The 16,899-nt window shown below is 66.7% G+C and carries 9 protein-coding genes and 2 tRNA genes; 7 read left to right on the top strand and 4 right to left on the bottom strand.

What is annotated here, in order from left to right; genetic code table 11:
- Nucleotides 1-479 precede the first annotated feature (479 nt).
- The 5 genes from Q333_RS0109565 to Q333_RS0109545 all read left to right on the top strand — a co-directional run bounded on the left by Q333_RS0109565 (nucleotide 480) and on the right by Q333_RS0109545 (nucleotide 3,254).
- Nucleotides 480-555, top strand: a tRNA-Phe gene (locus Q333_RS0109565).
- 413 nt (nucleotides 556-968) lie between these two features.
- Nucleotides 969-1,871 carry a MotA/TolQ/ExbB proton channel family protein gene (locus Q333_RS0109560; RefSeq protein WP_029416540.1) on the top strand — a complete coding sequence of 301 codons (903 nt, stop codon included), beginning with the start codon at nucleotides 969-971 and terminating at the stop codon, nucleotides 1,869-1,871.
- A gap of 5 nt (nucleotides 1,872-1,876) precedes the next feature.
- On the top strand, nucleotides 1,877-2,311 hold the full coding sequence (locus Q333_RS0109555; RefSeq protein WP_029416539.1) for an ExbD/TolR family protein: 435 nt from the start codon (nucleotides 1,877-1,879) through the stop codon (nucleotides 2,309-2,311).
- A gap of 6 nt (nucleotides 2,312-2,317) precedes the next feature.
- On the top strand, nucleotides 2,318-3,037 hold the full coding sequence (locus Q333_RS0109550) for a TonB family protein (RefSeq protein WP_029416538.1): 720 nt from the start codon (nucleotides 2,318-2,320) through the stop codon (nucleotides 3,035-3,037).
- A gap of 140 nt (nucleotides 3,038-3,177) precedes the next feature.
- A tRNA-His gene (locus tag Q333_RS0109545) sits at nucleotides 3,178-3,254 on the top strand.
- Nucleotides 3,255-3,268: 14 nt separating this feature from the next.
- On the opposite strand, the gene Q333_RS0109540 is transcribed toward Q333_RS0109545, so the two are convergent.
- The 4 genes from Q333_RS0109540 to Q333_RS0109525 form a co-directional block, all read right to left on the bottom strand.
- Nucleotides 3,269-5,032 carry a patatin-like phospholipase family protein gene (locus tag Q333_RS0109540; protein ID WP_035294049.1) on the bottom strand — a complete coding sequence of 588 codons (1,764 nt, stop codon included), beginning with the start codon at nucleotides 5,030-5,032 and terminating at the stop codon, nucleotides 3,269-3,271.
- 86 nt (nucleotides 5,033-5,118) lie between these two features.
- A complete protein-coding gene (locus Q333_RS0109535) occupies nucleotides 5,119-6,210 on the bottom strand; it encodes an ABC transporter ATP-binding protein (protein ID WP_029416535.1) in 1,092 nt (363 codons plus the stop codon).
- Nucleotides 6,211-6,448: 238 nt separating this feature from the next.
- Nucleotides 6,449-7,675, bottom strand: coding sequence for an RNA polymerase sigma factor (locus Q333_RS0109530; protein WP_029416533.1), 1,227 nt, complete (start codon nucleotides 7,673-7,675; stop codon nucleotides 6,449-6,451).
- A gap of 11 nt (nucleotides 7,676-7,686) precedes the next feature.
- The gene (locus Q333_RS0109525) at nucleotides 7,687-8,052 is read right to left on the bottom strand and encodes a YciI family protein (RefSeq protein WP_029416532.1); all 366 of its coding nucleotides are present in this window, start codon (nucleotides 8,050-8,052) and stop codon (nucleotides 7,687-7,689) included.
- 381 nt (nucleotides 8,053-8,433) lie between these two features.
- On the opposite strand from Q333_RS0109525, the gene rpoB reads away from it, so the two are divergent.
- On the top strand, nucleotides 8,434-12,549 hold the full coding sequence (rpoB, locus tag Q333_RS0109520) for a DNA-directed RNA polymerase subunit beta (protein WP_035294047.1): 4,116 nt from the start codon (nucleotides 8,434-8,436) through the stop codon (nucleotides 12,547-12,549).
- A 134-nt stretch (nucleotides 12,550-12,683) separates the two neighbouring features.
- The gene (gene rpoC / locus Q333_RS0109515; RefSeq protein WP_029416529.1) at nucleotides 12,684-16,877 is read left to right on the top strand and encodes a DNA-directed RNA polymerase subunit beta'; all 4,194 of its coding nucleotides are present in this window, start codon (nucleotides 12,684-12,686) and stop codon (nucleotides 16,875-16,877) included.
- The last annotated feature ends 22 nt before the right edge of the window (nucleotides 16,878-16,899 follow it).

Genomic DNA, 16,899 nt, shown 5'->3' with positions numbered 1-16,899 from the left:
TCCCGAGGTCCAACGACCGGAGGCCGTGAAGAGCGGTCATTCCGCGTCCAGATCAAGGGGGTGGTTCGCGAGCCCTTCGGGGCTCGCGGCGATAAGGTCATGGGCAGAAGACCCATGACGTTCAGGGGATCGGCTTTCGCAAGCACGCCGACCTTCCCGCCGGAGGCGTCAGTAGCGGCAAGGCTCTAACAGGGCCGTTGGTCCCCGGTCAGTCGGCTTCGAGCGACGCGGGGCCGTCCGCTTCCGAGCAGACCAGCCGCGCGGAGCAAAGACGCGAAGCCGAAACCAAACATCACACGGTAACCGGGCCTCGCGCCCAAGCTCCGCCCGCCCTTCCCACCCGTTCACAGCGGAAGAGCGATCGCGCGCGACTGCTCTTCATCCGATCTTGGACAATGGCAGCACCGACCGCTGGACACCCCGGATCGGCTCGCCTATAGACCCCGCTCCCGCGCCGCCGGATCGCTCCGGAACGCTGCGCCTGGATAGCTCAGTTGGTAGAGCAGCGGATTGAAAATCCGCGTGTCGGTGGTTCGAATCCGCCTCCAGGCACCACTCCCTTCCCCAAGGTCAGCCTGCAACGTCCGGCACCGGTTTCGGGGTCAGATAATCTAACGCTGAAATGTAGCAGAGGTGCGACATTGCGGGCGTCTGCGGACACGCTCGCCCGAGGGGCGAAAAGCACCTTTGCGCCCTTGACGCTCTGGTATCGGTTCGCCAAAGGAGCTTGACCGCTTTCTTTGCGTGAGCGGCCGAACGCCTGCCGAATTTCGATTCCACGGTGTTCGACCAACCCGCCGAAGGGGCCCCCGACCGGGGCAACCGGATGCGACAGAAGGCGTTCCGTCGTTCGGCCACTCCCGGCCGGTTGGCGGGACACAACCGTTTTCATTCTGGGCCGTTGCGCACTGACGCGCCTCGGTCCTTGGGTTCCACGAGTCAGACCAAAAAGCAGGAACTGGCGACACATGCAAAAGACCAACATCCTCCTCGCTCTGGCCGGCGCCGCCGTGCTGATGGCGAGCTCGCCGGCTCTGGCCCAGGCCCCGGCTGCCCCGGCCGCCGAAGCTCCGGCCGCCGCCGCCGCTCCGGCCGCTGATGCCGCTGCCCCGGCTGCGGACGCTGCCGCTCCCGCCGGTGAAGATCCCACCACCGTCGCCGAAGCGGCGGGCGGCGGTCACGGCGGTGGCCTGACCCCGATCTCCATGTTCATGGAAGCCACCCTGATCGTTCAGGTGGTCATGGTCGGCCTGCTTCTGGCCTCGGTCTTCTCCTGGACCCTGCTGATCATCAAGCTGATCGAGTTCGCCGGAGTGAATGGCAAGACGGATCGTTTCCTCGAGAACTTCCGTCAGGCCCGCACCATCGCCGACATGCGCAAGGTCGCGACGGCTGACGAATACGACGGCAACCCGCTGGCCGACATGGCCGCCGCGGCCACCGAAGAAGTCGAACTGGCCCGCCAGTCCGGTCTGTCGGTCACCGGCGAGCACCGGGAAACCACCATCATGCGCGCCCAGACCGCCGTCGCCGCCGTCCAGTCGGGCATCGCCGGTCGCCTGTCGGGCGGTCAGCAGTTCCTCGCCTCGACCGGCTCGGGCGGTCCGTTCATCGGTCTGTTCGGCACCGTGTACGGGATCATGAACTCCTTCATCGGCATCGCCGAATCGAACACGACCAACCTGGCCGTCGTGGCCCCGGGTATCGCCGAGGCCCTGCTCGCCACGGGTATCGGCCTGTTCGCGGCCATCCCGGCCGTTATCTTCTACAACTACTTCAACACCCGCATCGCCGCCTACGGCACCCGCGCCGACGGCTTCCAGGCTGAGCTGCTGAACGGCATCTCGCGCCAGCTCGACAAGGGGGCGTAACCCGCATGGCCGCCAAACTCTCAGGCGGCGGTGGCGGCAGGCATGTCGAACAGAACAGCGAGATCAACGTCACGCCGTTCGTGGACATCATGCTCGTCCTCCTCATCATCTTCATGGTGGCGGCTCCGCTCGCCACCGTGTCGGTGGAGGTGAAACTGCCGCGAGCCGTGGCTCCCCCGCAGGAAAATCCGCCGAAGCCGGTGTTCATCTCGATCCAGAACGACGGCGACGTCTTCCTGGGCGACTTCCGGTCCAGCCCCGAAGCCCTGGGCGACGACCTGCGTGTCCAGATCCGGACGCGCAACCCGGAAGAGGAGCGGATCTACATCCGCGCCGACCAGCAGACCCGCTACGGCGACTTCATGCAGGTCATGAACGCCCTGCAGGACAACGGCTTCTACTCCGTCGCCCTGGTCGGCGAAGACACCACGACGCAGTAGGTCCCGATGACAGACACACCCATCGAGTATCACCGCAGTCGCTATGACGCCCCTCGCAGAAAGGGCTTCATGGGGGTTTCAGCCGGCGTCTGGCTCATCGCCTTGGCCGTCGTCACCGTTCTGTTCGGCATCCTGCTGTTCTATCTCCAGCAGGCGCGGTTCGAACTGAAGGAGTTCAACTACACAGATGAGGCCGTGGACGTGGAGATCGTCGAACCGATCCCGCCGCCCCCGCCGCCTCCGCCGCCGCCGCCGCCGCCGGACACGCCCCCGCCGCCCAAGTTACAGGTGCGTCCTCCGGTGATCAACACCGCCGCTCCTCCGCCGCCGATCACGCTTCCGATCGAGCCGACGAAGAAGGAGGACCGGGTCGAGTACACGGGTCCGCCCGTGATCGTCCCCGGCCCGCCGCCGCCGCCGGCTCCGCCGGCTCCGGTCCGGCCGCCGGTGATCACCAACCCGAGCTGGGCCCGTCAGCCGGTTCCGGAGTATCCCGAGCGCGCACTCGAGCGCGAAATCTCGGGCAGCGCCGACCTGAGCTGCACGGTCAACCCGAACGGCTCGGTCAGCGGTTGCACCGTGGTCTCCGAGAACCCGGCAGGTGCTGGCTTCGGTCGCGCCGCTCTGTCGGCGGCACGCTCGGCCCGACTGTCGCCCCGCTCGGTCGACGGCGTGGCTACCGGCGGTACGGTTCGCTTCACGGTCCGGTTCAACCTGCCGGATTGATCTGCGGACCAGTCAAAACAAGAGACGTCCCGGAGGTCTTCCTCCGGGACGTTTTCTTTTCAGCGGCCTGGCTCGCCGCTTGATCCCTTATCGAGCAGGGGCTAGACACGCGCCTCCCACACGCCCTTGGGTGTTCATGTGCAGCCTTAGCTCAGCTGGTTAGAGCGCCGGTTTGTGGAGCCGGAGGTCCTCGGTTCGATCCCGAGAGGCTGTACCACTTCCTCCACCCGATCAGGCCACCTCGGCCGTTCCGTCCTCGGCCAACGGCTGCATATCCGCAGCCGGCCGTCGTCGACACCGCTCCAGAGGCGTATCCATCGCCTGCAGCGCCTCGACCGCCGCCTTGCGACCCGCCTCGACCACCGGCTCATAGATTTTCCAGTCGCGAATGTCGGACCCCTCCGGCATCGGCAGGATCAGCAGGTCGGCTTCAGCGCGCGTCTCCTCCATCTCGGCGTCGGTCGTGATCGTGGCGGATCGCATCAGGATCGAGACGATCGGCGGCCCCTTCTTCCAGGCGCCCGAGGCGATCCAGCGCCACCATGACGGTGGATTCTCCAGGGCGTGGGGATCCACTCCCCGGGCCTGGGACATGTCGACGCCGATAGTCGGACCGGCGTTCAACTGGCGCATGACGTCGGTCGGAAAGTTCTTGATCACTGCGCCGTCCACCAGCACCTGCCCGTCCATGACGACCGGCGGCATGACGCCGGGGATCGAGATCGACGCCCGCATAGCCCGACGCAGGAGCCCCCGCCGATGCACCTCGATCCGCCCCGTCGTCAGGTTCGACGACACCGCGAAAAAGGGCAGAGGCATGTCGGCGATGTCGACGTCGCCGTAGGCTTCTTCCAGTAGCCCCGCGACCTTCCTCGCCCGGGTCATGGCGATCATGGGAAACGCCAAGTCCGAGAGGGGGTCGGACTTGACGAAGGCACGGCGGATTCGGGTGTCCAACTCCTCGTCGGTCCATCCCAGGGCGGGCCCCGCCGCGATGACCGCGCCCATCGAAGCGCCGCCGAGGAAGTCGAAGCAGACGCCCGCCTCGTGCAGCGCCTTGATCGCCCCAATGTGGGCATAGGCCCGCGCGCCTCCGCCGGACAGAACGAGGCCGACGGCCGTGCCTGTCACAATCCGTGCGATGCGGGCCGCGTCGTTGGCGTCGCCCTCGACTGCGTGGAACCAGCGGCCGGGCTCGACGGCGTCCAGCCAGACGCGGGTGTTGGCCGGCCGTCGCATGCGCGGGTCCCGCAACAGGATCAGGTCGGTGAACTGCTGCAGCCCATGCGCTGTACGGGCGGGGATGGTCTTTGGCGGCGCGGTCAGGGCGTCGCCCACGACGAACAGCCGGTCCACCTGGCGCGCGCAGAGGTTGGCCCAGGCCGGCTCGTCCAGTTCGGCGACATAGAGCACGAAGTCGTGCGTGTCCTCCATGCGCGAGAACCAGTCCGATGCCGAGGACAGGGCCGACTGGTCGATCACTTCGCAGGTGAACCCCATCGCCTCGATCTCGGCGGCGACCCGCTCGACGAAGGCGCGGATCGGACGGGCGCGTACCGAGATGAAGCCGAAGACGGTCGGCTCGGTCACGCCCGGTGCCCGCTCCCGCGCGCGCTCCAGCATCAGGCGAGACAGCTCGATCATGACTTCCGGCCGCGTACGAACGGCGGTGAAAAAGTCGTCCTTGGGCAGGGCCAGGATCTCGGAGTCGCGCAGGGCGACGACGCTGGCCGAGTGCGGCGTGCCTGCGATCAGAGCCATCTCGCCAACCGGTTCGCCCGGCTTGATGACCCCCAGGAACTGGGGGGCCAGGCCGTCGTCCTGCCGAAAGACGCCAAGGCGGCCGGACCGGACGAGATACAGGCTGTCGGCCTCTTCGCCGGCCTGGAAAAGGAGCTCTCCCCCGGTCAGGGCAAACCAGCTGGCGCGGGTGTTGCGGTCCTCGAAGACCTTGGCCAGTGCCGCTTCCAGAGTGTCGGGGCGGGTGGACGCCATGATCGGGTGTCGTCGGGCTGTAGCGCGCGGTTACCGCACCGCTCTAGCGAGCGAGTTAGAGACTGTTCGGCGGCCGGGGCAAGGACTCAGACGAGCCGCCGAAGCGCTGCGCCGTTCGCGTCGAACAGATGGGCGCGGTTGGGTGGGACACGCAGCGACAGGGTTTGGCCGCTGCAGACGCGGACATCCCCCGGCAACTGCACAGTGAGGGTCTCGCCGGAGCCGGGAAGGGCGGCATAGGCGTAGGTCGCGACACCCAGGCTCTCGACGAAGGTCGCGGTGGCGGTCAGGGCTTCGCCGGGGCCGTCGAGCGTCAGGTGCTCGGGGCGGACGCCGAGCTGAACCTTCTGGCCAGGCGTGGTTGCGGCGGCGTTGACGCCGACCCGCACTATCGCCCCGTCGGCGACGCGGACAGTGGCCACGGTGGCAGTGGCCTCGATGATCTCGGCAGAGATGAGGTTCATCTTCGGGCTGCCGATGAACTCGGCGACGAAACGGGTGCGGGGGTGGTCGTAAAGCTCCAGCGGTGCCCCGACCTGTTCGACGATGCCGCCGTTCAGCACCACGATCCGGTCCGCCAGCGTCATGGCTTCGACCTGATCATGGGTGACGTAGATCATGGTCGTCTTCAGCCGCTGATGCAGGGCCGCGAACTCATAGCGCATCCGCACGCGCAGGGCGGCGTCGAGGTTCGACAGGGGCTCGTCAAACAGGAAAACCTGAGGTTCGCGCACGATGGCGCGGCCGATGGCGACCCTCTGACGTTGGCCTCCTGAAAGGGCCTTGGGCTTGCGATCCAGATAGTCGGCGATGTTCAGGATGTCGGCGGCGGCGGAGACGCGGCGCTCGATCTCGGCCTTGTCGGTTTTCGCCAGTGTCAGGCCGAAGGCCATGTTCTGACGGACCGTCATGTGCGGATAGAGCGCATAGGACTGGAACACCATGGCGATGCCCCGGTCGGACGGCGACAGGGCGTTGACAGTGCGCCCGGCGATCGCAACCTCGCCGGCGTCGGGCTCCTCCAGACCTGCGATGACGCGCAGCAGGGTGGACTTTCCGCATCCGGATGGGCCCACGAAGACGACGAACTCGCCAGCGGCGACGTTGAGATCAACGCCGTTCAGGACGCGGGTCGCGCCGAAGCTCTTGTTGATGCCGCGAAGGGCGACGTCGGCCATACCGGATTCCATCCATATTGGTCCTGCGTCAAACGTAAGCGGTTACAGCAGCGAGGCAAACCGCGGACATTCGTTATCGGTGTACCGCCGTGAACAAGCTGGGAAGACGGGAGAAGCAGAGTGGCCGGCGCCCAGCTTGAGCACTGCGCTGTTTTTCATCACCACCGAGCTCGTTTCGGAGCCCAGGCCGCTGCCACAGGGCATGCAGAACGAGCTTTGGAGTTTTCCCGCAGACCCGTCAGGCCACCAGGGCCTCCCGGCGGCGGGACAGGAACAGACGTTCGGCCGGAGCCGGGGAGAGAGACAGGGCGCGGTCGTATTCGGTGCGAGCCTCCGCGGTCTTCCCGAGTCGGGCAAACAAGTCCGCGCGGGCAGCATGCAGCGGGAGCCAGTCGGTCGTTTCCACCTCCGCCAGATCGGCAAGAGCGGCGGCGGCGCCTTCGACCTCGGCCAGAGCAACGGCGCGGTTTACCCGGATCACAGGGTCGTCACGGTGCCAAAGCAGCCGATCATAGAGGCCGAGGACAGACGGCCAGTCGATGCGGCCTGTTCGCCGGCGATCCGCATGGGCACCGTGGATCGCGGCCTCGAGCGCACGTGGGCCGGGCGGAAGTCGTCGTTCTCGAGACAGACGGGCGGACGCGCCGAGGCAATGCTCCGCATCGGCGAGCAGGCGGGCGTTCCACTCGGCCGGGTCCTGCTCCGTCAGCGGGATCATCGCGCCGGAGACGTCCAAACGCGCGGGACGGCGGGCCTCGGCGAAACGCACCGTGGCAGCGAGGGCCAGGACCTCGGCGTCGTCGGGGGCCAGACGGGCGAGCAGGCCCGTCAGCTTGAGCATCTCGGCGGCGTAGTCGGCGTGTGGACCGGCACCGGCGGCATCGGCATGGGCCTGGGCATAGGCGATCTCCAGGGTCGACAGGACGGCGTCCATCCGGTCGGGCCAACGGTCGGGGGAAGGGACGTCGTAGGGCACACCAGCCTCGGCGATCTTCTTCTTGGCGCGGACAAGGCGCTGGGCGAGTGTTGCCTCGGGCGTGAGAAAGGCCGTGGCGACCTCGGCGGTCGACAAGCCGCAGACGGTGCGCAGCGTCAGCGCTGCGCGGGCGTCTGGGCTCACCGCCGGATGGCAGCAGACGAAGATCAGCCTGAGCCGTTCGTCGGGAATGGGCTCGTCCAGAGCCATGACATGGTCCTCGGGCGTCGGTTCCGGCGTGGCGTCGTCCGGCCGGTAGGCGGCGGCGGTGGCGCGACGCCGGAAGCGGTCGAGCGCCCAGCGCCGGGCGACGGCATAGAGCCAGGCGGCAGGATCGGCGGGCGGGGCGTCGCCCCATTTCTCGGCCGCGCGCGAGCACGCCTCGGCGAAGGCCTCCTCGGCCAGATCGAGATCGCGGAAGGCGGCGGTGAGGGCGGAGACCACCCGGCCGCCGGCGTCCCGGAACGTCTGGTCGAGGAGACGGCTCACCGGTTTGGGGCTCAGCCTTGCGGCGGAGGGGGAAGCATGGGGCGAATCTCGATCGAGCCAGTTTTGGCGATTGGCAGCTTCTTGGCCCATTCGATGGCGGCGTCGAGGTCGGGCACATCGATCATGTATAGGCCGCCCAGCTGTTCGCGCGTCTCGGCGAAGGGGCCGTCGTGGACGGTGCGGCCCTGGGGGGTAACGCGGACTGTGGTGGCGGCGTCGGTGCGCTTGAGACCCGCGCCTCCGACGAAGACGCCGGCGGCGCCCATCTCCTGGCCGTAGGCGGTGTGGGCGGCGAGGATGTCGAGCCAGGCCTGGCCGCTTTCGCCGTCGGGATAGGACTCGGCTTCGGGCTCGTGGATCAGCAGGGCGTAGTGCATCTCGGTCTCCGGTTTAAGGATCGCGGCTCGGACGATCCGAACCTTAGCGATATCGGGGAGACGCGCGAGGGGGTGGGGGATCGACAGGCCTTCGCAGATTTCTCCACAAGGCCTTTATTTCGCTGGCGAAGCGCGTATATAGCGCGGTTCCCGCACCACTCCCCATGAGTCTGCGCGAAAGCGCCGAGGCCCGGTCCGTCGCCCTCCGACCGAGCGAAGGCGTGGCTCCTCTCCCAGGAGCTTCAATGATTTCAGACCTCCTGGCGCTCCCCCGGGCGTCGAGGGTGGAGGTCGAAACTCCTGTCACGGGACGCCGAAAGGCGCGCTCGTGCCGCCGCATTTCACGCGCGTCTCCCCGGCTGCGCGACATGGGAAAACAGAATGACTGACGTCCTGAACGGTCTCGCCATCAACGGTCAGATCGCCTCGGCCACGACCTTCACCGGCAAGAAGCGCATCCGCAAGTCCTTCGGGCGCATCCCCGAAGCCGTCGCCATGCCGAACCTGATCGAGGTGCAGCGCGCTTCCTACGAGCAGTTCCTGCAGCGCGAGGTCCGTCCGGGCCAGCGCCGCGACGAGGGCATCGAGGCGGTCTTCAAGTCGGTGTTCCCGATCAAGGACTTCAACGAACGCGCCATCCTTGAATACGTCTCCTACGAATTCGAGGACCCGAAGTACGACGTTGAGGAGTGCATCCAGCGCGACATGACCTATGCCGCGCCGCTGAAGGTCAAGCTGCGCCTGATCGTGTTCGAGGCCGACGAGGAGACCGGCGCGCGCTCGGTCAAGGACATCAAGGAGCAGGACGTCTACATGGGGGACATCCCCCTGATGACGGACAAGGGCACCTTCATCGTCAACGGGACCGAGCGGGTGATCGTGTCCCAGATGCACCGTTCGCCGGGCGTCTTCTTCGACCACGACAAGGGCAAGACGCACTCGTCGGGCAAGCTGCTGTTCGCCGCGCGGGTGATCCCGTATCGCGGCAGCTGGCTCGATTTCGAGTTCGACGCCAAGGACCTGGTGTTCGTCCGCATCGACCGTCGCCGCAAGCTGCCGGCCACGACGTTCCTGTATGCGCTGGGCATGGACGGTGAGGAGATCCTGCGGACCTTCTACGAGACCGTTCCCTATGAAAAGCGCGGCGAAGGCTGGGTCACGCCCTACAAGCCCGAGCGCTGGCGCGGGGTGAAGCCCGAGTTCGACCTGATCGACGCCGACACGGGTGAAGTGGTGGCGCAAGCCGGCCACAAGATTTCGGCGCGCGCGGCCAAGAAGCTGGGCGAGACGACCAAGTCGCTGTCGCTGGCGGCCGATGCGCTCGTGACCCGCTATCTGGCGGCCGACGCCGTCAACTTCGAGACCGGCGAGATCTATGCCGAGGCCGGCGACGAGCTGGACCAGGCCACGATCAACCTTCTGGAAGAGAAGGGCTTCACCACCATCGACGTGCTGGACATCGACCACGTGACGGTCGGCGCCTACATGCGCAACACCCTGCGGGTGGACAAGAACACGGGCCGCGAGGACGCCCTGTTCGACGTCTACCGCGTGATGCGCCCGGGCGAGCCGCCGACCCCGGAAGCGGCCGAGGCCATGTTCAACAGCCTGTTCTTCGACTCGGAGCGCTACGACTTGTCGGCCGTGGGCCGGGTCAAGATGAACATGCGTCTGGAAACCCCCGAGGTCTCCGACGAGATCCGCGTGCTCCGCAAGGAAGACGTGCTGAAGGTCCTGCAGATCCTGGTGGGCCTGAAGGACGGTCGCGGCGAGATCGACGACATCGACAACCTGGGCAACCGCCGGGTGCGCTCGGTCGGCGAACTTCTGGAAAACCAGTACCGCGTCGGCCTGCTGCGCATGGAGCGGGCGATCAAGGAGCGGATGTCGTCGGTCGATATCGACACGGTGATGCCGCACGACCTGATCAACGCCAAGCCGGCGGCAGCCTCGGTGCGCGAGTTCTTCGGTTCGTCGCAGCTGTCGCAGTTCATGGACCAGACCAACCCGCTGTCGGAGATCACGCACAAACGTCGTCTGTCGGCGCTGGGGCCGGGCGGTCTGACGCGCGAACGGGCGGGCTTCGAGGTGCGCGACGTGCACCCGACCCACTATGGCCGCATCTGCCCGATCGAGACGCCGGAAGGCCCGAACATCGGCCTGATCAACTCGCTGGCGACCCACGCCCGGGTCAACAAGTACGGCTTCATCGAGAGCCCGTACCGCCGCGTGAAGGACGGCAAGGCCACTGACGAGGTGATCTACATCTCGGCGATGGAAGAGGCGAAGTACACCATCGCCCAGGCCAACATCCGTCTGGAGAACGGCGAGATCGTCGAGGACCTGGTCCCCGGTCGGATCAACGGCGAATCCCAGCTGCTGACCAAGGCCGACGTCGACATGATGGACGTGTCGCCCAAGCAGGTGGTGTCGGTGGCTGCGGCCCTGATCCCCTTCCTGGAGAACGACGACGCCAACCGCGCGCTGATGGGCGCCAACATGCAGCGTCAGGCCGTGCCGCTGGTGCAGTCCGACGCGCCGCTGGTCGGCACGGGCATGGAAGCCGTGGTCGCCCGTGACTCCGGCGCCGTGGTCGTGGCCCGCCGCGACGGCGTGGTCGAGCAGATCGACGGCACCCGCATCGTCGTGCGCGCCACCGGCGAACTGGAAGCCGGGCGCTCGGGCGTCGACATCTATCGCCTGTCCAAGTTCCAGCGCTCGAACCAGTCGACCTGCATCAACCAGCGCCCGATCGTGCGCGTGGGCGACGAGGTGAAGGCCGGCGACGTCATCGCCGACGGTCCGTCGACGGAGCTGGGCGAACTGGCGCTGGGCCGCAACGCCCTGGTCGCCTTCATGCCGTGGAACGGCTACAACTTCGAGGACTCGATCCTGATCTCGGAGCGCATCGTGCGCGACGACGTCTTCACCTCGATCCACCTCGAGGAGTTCGAGGTGATGGCCCGCGACACCAAGCTGGGGCCGGAAGAAATCACCCGCGACATCCCCAACGTCGGCGAGGAGGCTCTGCGCAACCTCGACGAGGCGGGCATCGTGGCGATCGGCGCCGAGGTCCAGCCGGGCGACATCCTGGTCGGCAAGGTGACGCCGAAGGGCGAAAGCCCGATGACCCCGGAAGAGAAGCTGCTGCGCGCCATCTTCGGCGAGAAGGCCTCGGACGTGCGCGACACCTCCCTGCGCCTGCCGCCGGGCGTCGCCGGCACCATCGTCGACGTGCGCGTGTTCAACCGCCACGGCGTCGATAAGGACGAGCGCGCCATGTCGATCGAGCGCGACGAGATCGAGCGCCTGGGCAAGGACCGCGACGACGAGCTCAAGATCCTGGAGCGCAACGTCTATGGCCGCCTGAAGCCGCTGCTGCTCGGCAAGAACGCCGTCTCGGGTCCCAAGGGCCTGGGCCGCGGCGAGATCACCGAGGAGAAGCTGGCCGAGCTGTCGCGCGGCCTGTGGTGGCAGATCGCCCTCGATGACGAGAAGGCGATGGGCGAACTCGAGGCGATGAAGAAGTCGTTCGAGGACAACCGCAAGGCTCTGGACCGCCGCTTCGAGGACAAGGTCGAGAAGCTGCAGCGCGGCGACGAACTGCCGCCGGGCGTGATGAAGATGGTCAAGGTCTTCGTGGCCGTGAAGCGCAAGCTTCAGCCCGGCGACAAGATGGCCGGCCGTCACGGCAACAAGGGCGTCATCTCCAAGATCCTGCCGATCGAGGACATGCCGCACCTGGAAGACGGCACCTCGGTCGACCTGGTTCTGAACCCGCTGGGCGTGCCGTCGCGCATGAACATCGGCCAGATCTTCGAGACGCACCTGGGCTGGGCCGCGGCGGGTCTGGGCAAGCAGATCCAGGGTCTGCTGGAGGCCTGGCAGAACGGCGGACAGAAGAAGGCGCTGATCGAGCGGCTGACCGACATCTACGGCGCGGACACCCCGTTGCCGGACGACGAGGAAGAGCTGGTCGAACTGGCCCGCAACCTGTCCAAGGGCGTGCCCTTCGCCACTCCGGTGTTCGACGGCGCGCACATCTCGGACATCGAGGACCTGCTGGAACAGGCGGGCCTGGAGCGGTCGGGTCAGTCGATCCTGTACGACGGCCAGACCGGCGAGCAGTTCAAGCGTCCGGTCACGGTCGGCTACATCTACATGCTGAAGCTGCACCACCTGGTGGACGACAAGATCCACGCCCGCTCCATCGGGCCGTACAGCCTGGTCACCCAGCAGCCGCTGGGCGGCAAGGCCCAGTTCGGCGGTCAGCGCTTCGGCGAGATGGAGGTGTGGGCGCTGGAAGCCTACGGGGCGGCCTACACCCTGCAGGAAATGCTGACGGTGAAGTCCGACGACGTGGCCGGCCGCACCAAGGTCTACGAGGCCATCGTCCGCGGCGACGACAGCTTCGAGGCGGGCATTCCGGAGAGCTTCAACGTGCTCGTGAAGGAAATGCGCTCGCTGGGCCTGAACGTGGAGCTGGAGAACAGCTGAGGCGCGCGGCGCGCGCCTCAGGGTGATTGGTGGTTGGTGATTGGTGGCTGAACGCCGCCGACACCGCCCCAATCACCAGTCACCAGTCACCAATCACCTGATTTACGCGGCTCCCCGCCGCAGAAGGAACCAAGATGAACCAGGAAGTCCTGAACATCTTCAACGCGGTCCCGGTCACCCCGACCTTCGACCAGATCAAGATCGCCCTGGCCTCGCCGGAGAAGATCCGCTCGTGGTCGTTCGGCGAGATCAAGAAGCCCGAGACCATCAACTACCGCACGTTCAAGCCCGAGCGTGACGGCCTGTTCTGCGCCCGCATCTTTGGCCCGACCAAGGACTACGAGTGCCTGTGCGGCAAGTACAAGCGCATGAAGTACAAGGGCATCATCTGCGAGAAGTGCGGGGTCGAGGTGACCCTGGCGCGCGTTCGCCGCGAGCGGATGGGCCACATCGAGCTGGCCAGCCCCGTCGCCCACATCTGGTTCCTGAAGTCCCTGCCGAGCCGCATCTCGCTGATGCTCGACATGGCGCTGAAGGACGTCGAGCGGGTGCTCTACTTCGAGAACTACATCGTCACCGAGCCGGGTCTGACCCCGCTGAAGCAGAACCAACTGCTGACCGAGGACGAGTTCTATCGCTATCAGGACGAGTTCGGCGATGACGGCTTCACCGCCGAGATCGGCGCCGAGGCCGTGCGCAACCTGCTGATGGGCATCGACCTGCACGCCGAGGCCGAGAAGCACCGCGCCGAGTTGGCAGACAGTCCGTCGGAAATGAAGGCCAAGAAGGCGTCCAAGCGCCTGAAGCTCATCGAGGCCTTCCTGGAATCCGGCAACAAGCCGGAGTGGATGGTCCTGACGGTCGTGCCGGTCATCCCGCCGGAACTGCGCCCGCTGGTGCCGCTGGACGGCGGCCGCTTCGCCACGTCCGACCTGAACGACCTCTATCGCCGGGTCATCAACCGGAACAACCGCCTGAAGCGCCTGATGGAGCTGCGGGCGCCGGACATCATCATCCGCAACGAGAAGCGGATGCTGCAGGAGTCGGTCGACGCCCTGTTCGACAACGGCCGTCGCGGCCGTGTGATCACGGGGGCCAACAAGCGTCCGCTGAAGTCGCTGGCCGACATGCTGAAGGGCAAGCAGGGCCGCTTCCGCCAGAACCTGCTCGGCAAGCGCGTCGACTACTCGGGTCGTTCGGTCATCGTCGTGGGACCGGACCTGAAGCTGCACGAGTGCGGCCTGCCCAAGAAGATGGCGCTGGAGCTGTTCAAGCCGTTCATCTACGCGCGCCTGGACGCCAAGGGCCTGTCGGGCACCGTCAAGCAGTCCAAGCGGATGGTCGAGCGCGAGCAGCCGCAGGTCTGGGACATCCTGGAAGAGGTGATCCGCGAGCACCCGGTCATGCTGAACCGGGCCCCGACGCTGCACCGTCTGGGCATCCAGGCGTTCGAGCCCAAGCTGATCGAGGGCAAGGCTATCCAGCTGCACCCGCTGGTCTGCGCCGCCTTCAACGCCGACTTCGACGGCGACCAGATGGCCGTGCACGTCCCGCTGAGCCTCGAGGCCCAGCTGGAAGCGCGCGTCCTGATGATGTCGACGAACAACATCCTGTCGCCCGCGAACGGTAAGCCGATCATCGTGCCGTCGCAGGACATCGTGCTCGGCCTCTATTACCTGTCGCTGGTCAAGGACGGTGAGCCGGGCGAGGGCAAGCTGTTCGCCAACATCGGCGAGATCGACGCGGCGCTGGATGCCGGCGTCGTGACGCTCCACACCCGCATCAAGGCGCGCTGGACCGAGCAGGACAAGGACGGCAACGAGGTCACCAAGGTGATCGACACGACGCCGGGTCGGATGAAGCTGGGCGCTCTGCTGCCCAAGAACCCGAACATCGGCTACCGCCTGCTCGAGAAGAACCTGACCAAGAAGGAGATCGGCAACCTGATCGATCAGGTCTATCGCCACTGCGGTCAGAAGGCGACGGTCATCTTCGCCGACCAGATGATGGGCCTGGGCTTCCGCGAGGCGGCCAAGGCAGGCATCTCCTTCGGCAAGGACGACATCGTCATCCCGGCTAAGAAGACCGAGATCGTCGACGCCACCCGCACCCTGGTCGAGGAGTACGAGCAGCAGTACGCCGACGGCCTGATCACCAAGGGCGAGAAGTACAACAAGGTCGTGGACGCCTGGGCCAAGGCCACCGACCGCGTCGCCGACGAGATGATGGGCGAGATCGCCCAGCCTCGCGTTCTGGCGTCGGGCCGGACCGCCGAGATCAACTCGGTGTTCATGATGGCCAACTCCGGCGCCCGCGGCTCGCAGGCCCAGATGAAGCAGCTGGGCGGCATGCGCGGCCTGATGGCCAAGCCTTCGGGCGAGATCATCGAGACGCCGATCGTATCGAACTTCAAGGAAGGCCTGACCGTGCTCGAGTACTTCAACTCGACCCACGGCGCCCGCAAGGGTCTGGCCGACACCGCCCTGAAGACCGCCAACTCGGGTTACCTGACCCGTCGTCTGGTGGACGTGGCGCAGGACTCGATCGTCACCGAGGACGACTGCGGCTCGACGCGCGGCATCACGCTGCGCGCCGTGGTCGAGGGCGGTGACGTGCTGGTCTCGCTGGGTCAGCGGGTCCTGGGTCGCTATGCGGCCGAGGACATCAAGGAGCCCGGCACGGACAACGTCCTGTTCCCGGCGGACACCTATCTGCAGGAAGAGGAGGTCGAGGCCATCGACGCGGCCGGCGTCCAGTCGGTCAAGGTCCGGTCAGCCCTGACCTGCGAGGCGGAAGCGGGCATCTGCTCCTACTGCTACGGTCGTGACCTGGCGCGCGGCACCAACGTCAACATCGGCGAAGCGGTCGGCGTCATCGCCGCCCAGTCGATCGGCGAGCCGGGCACCCAGCTGACGATGCGGACCTTCCACATCGGCGGCACCGCCCAGGTGGCCGAGACCAGCTTCTACGAAGCGACCAACGCAGGTACGGCCAAGATCGTCGGCCCGACGGTCACGGCCGCCCACGGCGACCTGGTTTCGATGAGCCGCAACGTCGTCATCACCGTCGTCGTCGACGGCAAGGACCGCGAGTCCTACAAGGCTCCGTACGGCGCCCGGATCCGCGTCAAGGACGGCGAAGAGGTCAAGAAGAACCAGCGCCTGGCGGAGTGGGACCCCTACACCACCCCGATCATCACCGAAGTGGGCGGCATCGTCCGCTTCGAGGACCTGGCCGAGGGTCTGTCGTTCCGCGAGGAGACCGACGAAGCGACGGGCATCGCCCAGCGCGTCGTCATCGACTGGCGCGCCAGCCCGCGGGGTTCGGACCTGCGTCCGGCCATGGGCATCACCACCGGTGACGCCTACGCCAAGCTGGCCTCGGGTTCGGACGCTCGCTATCTGCTGCCGGTCGGGGCCATCCTGTCGGTCGCCAACGGCGACGAGGTGAAGCCCGGCGAGATCCTGGCCCGTATCCCCACGGAAGGCGCCAAGACGCGCGACATCACCGGCGGTCTGCCGCGGGTGGCCGAGCTGTTCGAGGCCCGTCGTCCCAAGGACTGCGCGGTCATCGCCGAGATGGACGGCCGCGTCGAATTCGGTCGCGACTACAAGAACAAGCGCCGCATCAAGATCACCCCTGAGCCGGACGCGGACGGCAACCAGGGCGAAGCGGTCGAGTTCCTGATCCCCAAGGGCAAGCACATCTCCGTCCACGACGGCGATCTGATCCAGAAGGGCGACTACATCATCGACGGCAACCCCGATCCGCACGATCTGCTGCGCATCCAGGGCGTCGAGGCGCTGGCCGAGTATCTAGTGAACGAGGTGCAGGAGGTCTATCGCCTGCAGGGCGTGCCGATCAACGACAAGCACATCGAGGTGATCGTTCGCCAGATGCTGCAGAAGGTCGAGATCACCGACTCGGGCGAGACCACGCTCATCAAGGGCGACACGGTCGAGATCGCCGAGGCCGTGGCCGAGAACGAGAAGGTCGAAAAGCGCGGGGGCCGTCCGGCGACCGTGCAGCCGGTCCTGCTCGGGATCACCAAGGCCTCGCTGCAGACCCGCAGCTTCATCTCGGCGGCGTCCTTCCAGGAGACCACCCGCGTCCTCACCGACGCCTCGGTCAACGGCAAGAAGGACACGCTGGAAGGCCTGAAGGAGAACGTCATCGTGGGCCGCCTGATCCCGGCGGGCACGGGGGCCTATCTGCGGAGCCTGCAGAAGATCGCCAACCAGCGCGACGCAGAGCTGACGTCGACCCGCGAAGCGGCGGTCGAGCCTCTGCCGGCCGACCTGCAACTGGAGCTGGCCGAGAGCGAGTGATCGCCTTCGCCGCATGAAAACT

The organism is Brevundimonas bacteroides DSM 4726 (assembly GCF_000701445.1).
GTDB classification, from domain to species: Bacteria; Pseudomonadota; Alphaproteobacteria; order Caulobacterales; family Caulobacteraceae; genus Brevundimonas; species Brevundimonas bacteroides.
Note: the sequence above shows the minus strand (reverse complement) of the source record. Positions and strands in the feature narration are given on the sequence as shown.